General features: G+C 62.2%; 6 protein-coding genes. 4 read left to right on the forward strand and 2 right to left on the reverse strand.

Translation table 11 applies throughout. The features are described 5' to 3' along the window. The 4 genes from EN750_RS40020 to EN750_RS24390 all read left to right on the forward strand — a co-directional run. The coding region (locus EN750_RS40020) for a hypothetical protein (RefSeq protein ID WP_210212765.1) at positions 1-251 on the forward strand (251 nt) is incomplete at its 5' end. 86 nt (positions 252-337) lie between these two features. Next, entirely contained in the window at positions 338-508 is a 171-nt protein-coding gene (locus EN750_RS24380; RefSeq protein WP_127397926.1) for a hypothetical protein, read from the forward strand. Between the two features lie 170 nt (positions 509-678). Continuing rightward, positions 679-996, forward strand: coding sequence for a plasmid stabilization protein (locus tag EN750_RS24385; protein ID WP_127329054.1), 318 nt, complete (start codon positions 679-681; stop codon positions 994-996). 36 nt (positions 997-1032) lie between these two features. Then, positions 1033-1476, forward strand: coding sequence for a PPC domain-containing DNA-binding protein (locus EN750_RS24390; protein ID WP_127329005.1), 444 nt, complete (start codon positions 1033-1035; stop codon positions 1474-1476). A 22-nt stretch (positions 1477-1498) separates the two neighbouring features. Here EN750_RS24390 and EN750_RS24395 read toward each other — a convergent pair whose 3' ends face one another. Then, positions 1499-2773, reverse strand: coding sequence for a DUF763 domain-containing protein (locus EN750_RS24395; protein ID WP_127397928.1), 1275 nt, complete (start codon positions 2771-2773; stop codon positions 1499-1501). A 100-nt stretch (positions 2774-2873) separates the two neighbouring features. Further along, on the reverse strand, positions 2874-3465 hold a 592-nt coding region (locus EN750_RS24400), incomplete at its 5' end, for a cysteine hydrolase (protein ID WP_245482788.1).

Genomic DNA, 3465 nt, shown 5'->3' on the forward strand with positions numbered 1-3465 from the left:
TGTTGATACGCATCGAAACCGCCGACAAATCGCGCGGTTCGGCCGGTTTTGCGGGCGCGGGCTGGGCAGCTCTCGTTGGGGAATTTACAAGCGGCATCACCGCCGCCGCCGAAACAGAGGCCGTCATGAACATGCGTCTGCTCAGGCCACTGGAAATCTTGGCATCGGACATGGCTGGCTCCGGGCTGGCTGGGTCTCAAGCGGCCCAAACCACTCGCGGGGGGCAAAGTTCCCTCCTCACGAGCCTGTGATCCTTTTTTCTGTCGGCGGGATCGACGCAATCGGAACCTCCCCGGTCAAGCGATGGTTGTGTGCCAACAGCGGGAAGGAGGCGATCATGAGCGATGGTCGGCATGGCAAGGACGGTGACAATGGACCCGTATTCTCTGCGGAGCAGGCGAGACAAGGCGATATCATCCTGCGAACGCGCACGCGTCGGGTCGTCTTCATAGCCGGCTTGGCCGGCGTCGTGATCCTGGCCCTCGTCGTGAGGTTGGCAATCGGCTGAACCAATCCCCCTCGCCTTGCTGCTACACTCTCCCCGGCCCGAAAGGCGCTAGCTTGCGCGGCGCGGCGGTGTTTGGCCATGCATCTCGATGCGCCATTGGCTACGCGACTTCCGTTGGAACCAGCGCGTCGAGTCGACGTTCAGCCCTTATTCAACAGGAGGAACAGGCCATGCCACGAGGCGAGAAATCGAAATACACTGACAAGCAGGAGCGCAAAGCCGACCACATTGCCGAAGGCTATGAGAAGCGCGGGGTTTCCGACAAGGAGGCAGAGCGGCGCGCATGGGCTACCGTCAACAAGGACGATGGCGGCGGCAAGAAGGAAGGCGGTTCCGGCCGCGGCAAACACACGGGCCATCCAGCGGCGCACAAAGGCGGCAAAAGCGGCGGCAAGGCATCGGCATCACGGTCTGCCGCAAGCCGATCGGAATCGGCAAGGAAAGCTGCGGCGACCCGCAAGCGCAATGCGGAACACCGCGCACATTGATATGAGGCCGGCACTGAATGCGGCGGGAGCACAGGGATGAAATCGCAGCTCGTCAATGAGATCGGCGGACAACGGACATTCGTCGTGGTGCTCGACCCAGGCGAAGAAGCGTTCGCGGCACTGACCGCCTTCGCGGTCGACCAGGAGATCGGCAGCGCGTCCTTGACCGCCATAGGGGCTTTCGAGAAAGCCACGGTGGGCTGGTTTGATCCGGCCTCGAAGACCTACCGCAAAATCCCTGTCGACGAACAGTGCGAGGTTCTGAGCGCGATCGGCGATGTCGCATTGGGTGACGACGATAAGCCCAGCCTGCACGTTCATGCGGTGCTTGGATTGAGTGACGGCACCACTCGGGGTGGACATCTGCTTGACGGCATCGTTCGTCCAACGCTCGAAATCACCCTGGTGGAAGCACCCGGTCATCTGCGTCGCAGCAAGCGTCCGGAGCTCGGTGTCGCACTCATCGATCTTGACGATTGATCTCCAGCCCCTCCACCCGTGCTCACGCTTTCTCGTTCCGCTCAGCTGATGCTGTGTCCGGTGCAGCTTCCCAGCCAAACACGCTGCGCCCGCCGAGCTGATGCGACTGGTCGAATTCTCCCGCGACAATTTCCTTCAGGCTAGGGCCGGTCACGTATCGTTCGACTTGCCGCGACTGATCGTCGAGCCGCCTCAAGGCACCGATTTCTTCATCGCGACCGAGCTTTGCCTTCTGCACGGCCGACTTCAGAACCCCGATCGTCTCGTCATAGACCTTCAGCGGTACTGGAAATGGATGCCTGTCCTTGCCGCCATGCGCCAGCGAGAAGCGGCCGGGATCGGAAAACCGGCAAGGCGCGCCATGCACCACCTCGGCAACGAGGGCCAGAGCGCGCACAGTGCGCGCGCCGACGCCGGGGACCAGAAGGAGCTCGGCGAAATCGGTGGGACCGCGGTCCGCGGCGGCTGCGATATTGCCGTGAAGACGATGCATGACGACATCGCTTTCGCGAACGTCATGATGGGCCGGCATGACCAAATGCGGCAGCAGCGGCTGCTCCGGTTCCCGCCGACGCGTCGGCTCCGCGCAACGCTCCAATGCTGCAAGCTCGCCCAGGATGCGATCGGGTCCGAGGTCTTGCAAAAGATTCAGTTGCCCTTGGCGCGACGCGTCGGCGCGCCTGTCGGTCAGGTTGACGATCTCACCTTGATGGGCGCCCTCTATGGCGGCATGCGGCTGGTCGACAAAACTCTTGAGGCCCTCGGAGAGCCAATGGTAGCGGCGCGCCACCTTGCTGTCACCGTTCATGCCTTGCTGCACCACGACCCAGCGACCGTCATCGGTGACGATGAAACCATGCAGGTAAAGATCGAAACCGTCCTGGACTGCGGCGCTGTCGACCTTGGCGACAAGCCGGCTGACGGTGGCCAGGCCCGCTCCGTCGAAGCCGACGCGTTGGCCGATGGCCTCCAGCTCATGCGGGGTTTTGCGCGAATGCGCGCCGCGACCACCGCAGACATGAATGCCGAGCTCGCCGGAGAGCGGCGTGAGGCCACGCTTCAAAGCGCCCACGACGCTGGTCGTGATCCCCGACGAGTGCCAATCCATGCCCATGACAGCACCAAAGGACTGGAACCAGAATGGATGCGCCAGCCGCCGCAGCAGCTCGTCTCGACCATAGTGATGAATGATCGCCTCGCACATCACAGCGCCAAGACGCGTCATGCGGTCGCCGAGCCATTTCGGCACGCGCCCGCCATGGAGTGGAAGATCAGCACTTCCCGATCGTTGCGTCACGTCTGCTACCTGTTCTGGTGTCCGTCATTCTCTTAACAGATAGGCAGCCCAACCGCGCAAGGAAGCATGGACACTTCCACTCGGGCCGGGTTAGCGGACGTCAAGTCCAGTTCGAGAGAACCGTTTCCATCTCAACCGTCTCGACCTGCTGCGCGAAACGTTGGTGGTAAACGGTCAGCAGTGCATCATGGGTTGCGTCGGAAGAACTGCACAGCGCGTCCGTGACGAGAACCACGCGATAGCCGAAATCGATGGCCCCGAGCACGGTGGCGAGAACGCAAACATCTGTTTCGCCACCGGTAATGACCAGCGTATCGATGCCGCGCTCCACTAGAAGGGCTCTGAGGCGCCCTTCGAACCAGGGCGAATAGATGTGCTTGTCGATGATCGCCGCTGGCGGGCAGTAGCCGGCTAAAGACGGCAACAGTTCGGTCATTTCGGGCCCGATCGTCTCGATCGTCAGGGAAGCCCAGCGCTCATAATAGCGCTTCCATGTGCCGACGCCCTGCCCCGGCTTTTCGGCTGGCAGGAAGCGTGTAAAGACCGTCTGTGGCGCGCGTCTTTCGACCAGCCTCTCGATTTGCGGGAGAACCCGGGTGATCCAGGGCGTTGCCCATTGAGACGGCTCGGCAAACAGCCGCTGCATATCCACGCAGACATGCATGCATCGATCGCCGAGAGGTCCGTATGCC

Origin of the sequence: Mesorhizobium sp. M7A.F.Ca.ET.027.03.2.1 (assembly GCF_003999175.1) — a bacterium.
Taxonomy (GTDB): domain Bacteria; phylum Pseudomonadota; class Alphaproteobacteria; order Rhizobiales; family Rhizobiaceae; genus Mesorhizobium.

What these genes read in the sequence shown, in the direction of transcription:
- EN750_RS24380 (WP_127397926.1), top strand. Translation starts at nt 338, where the DNA reads ATGAGCGATGGTCGGCATGGCAAGGACGGTGACAATGGACCCGTATTC.
- EN750_RS24385 (WP_127329054.1), top strand. Translation starts at nt 679, where the DNA reads ATGCCACGAGGCGAGAAATCGAAATACACTGACAAGCAGGAGCGCAAA.
- EN750_RS24390 (WP_127329005.1), top strand. Translation starts at nt 1,033, where the DNA reads ATGAAATCGCAGCTCGTCAATGAGATCGGCGGACAACGGACATTCGTC.